Genomic DNA, 775 nt, shown 5'->3' on the forward strand with positions numbered 1-775 from the left:
CGGGAACGTGCTGGACGTGACGGCGCCGTTGGCGGCGCAGACGGGTCCGGGCAACTGGAACGACCCGGACATGCTGGTCGTGGGTCGTCCGGGTCTGACGCTGACGGAGTCGCGGTCGCACTTCGCGTTGTGGGCGTTGATGGCTTCGCCGTTGATGGCGGGTAACGACATCCGCACGATGTCGTCGGACATCAGTGCGACGCTGCGGAATCCGCGGTTGATCGCGGTGAACCAGGACAAGTTGGGTGCGGGTGGTCGGCGGGTGCGCGACGACGGCAACACGGAGGTGTTCGCGAAGCCGTTGTCGGATGGTTCGGTCGCGGTGGGTCTGTTCAACCGGGGTGGCGGCACGGCGACGGTGTCCACGACCGCGACGCAGATCGGCCTGTCGGGCGGTTCGTTCACGTTGACGGATTTGTGGACCGGTGGCACCTCGACCACGTCGGGTGCGATCTCGGCGAGCGTGCCGGCGCACGGTGTGGCGACGTTCCGCGTCTCGGGTGGCAGTCCGGTCGCGGCGACGACGTCGCGGTTGCGCGGTACGGGTTCGGGTCGTTGTGTGGATGTGGACAACGGGTCGACCGCTGCCGGTGCGGCGGCGTTGATCTGGGACTGCCACACGGCGGCGAACCAGTTGTGGACGTCGTGGGCGAACGGTGAGATCCGGGTGTTCGGTGACAAGTGCCTGGACGCCTACAACCAGGGCACGACGAACGGCACGAGGGTGATCACGTGGTCGTGCAACGGCCAGGCGAACCAGCGTTGGACGTTCCAG

1 protein-coding gene and 1 pseudogene are annotated in these 775 nt (G+C 67.4%); both read left to right on the forward strand.

All coding sequences use genetic code 11. From position 1 onward, the window contains the following. Window positions 1-70: 70 nt before the first annotated feature. Window positions 71-178, forward strand: a pseudogene (locus ADK67_RS53470) (hypothetical protein); the annotation flags it as partial. Window positions 179-226: 48 nt separating this feature from the next. Then, on the forward strand, window positions 227-775 hold a 549-nt coding region (locus ADK67_RS09825; protein ID WP_231648099.1), incomplete at its 3' end, for a ricin-type beta-trefoil lectin domain protein.

Origin of the sequence: Saccharothrix sp. NRRL B-16348 (assembly GCF_001280085.1) — a bacterium.
Lineage (GTDB): Bacteria > Actinomycetota > Actinomycetes > Mycobacteriales > Pseudonocardiaceae > Actinosynnema.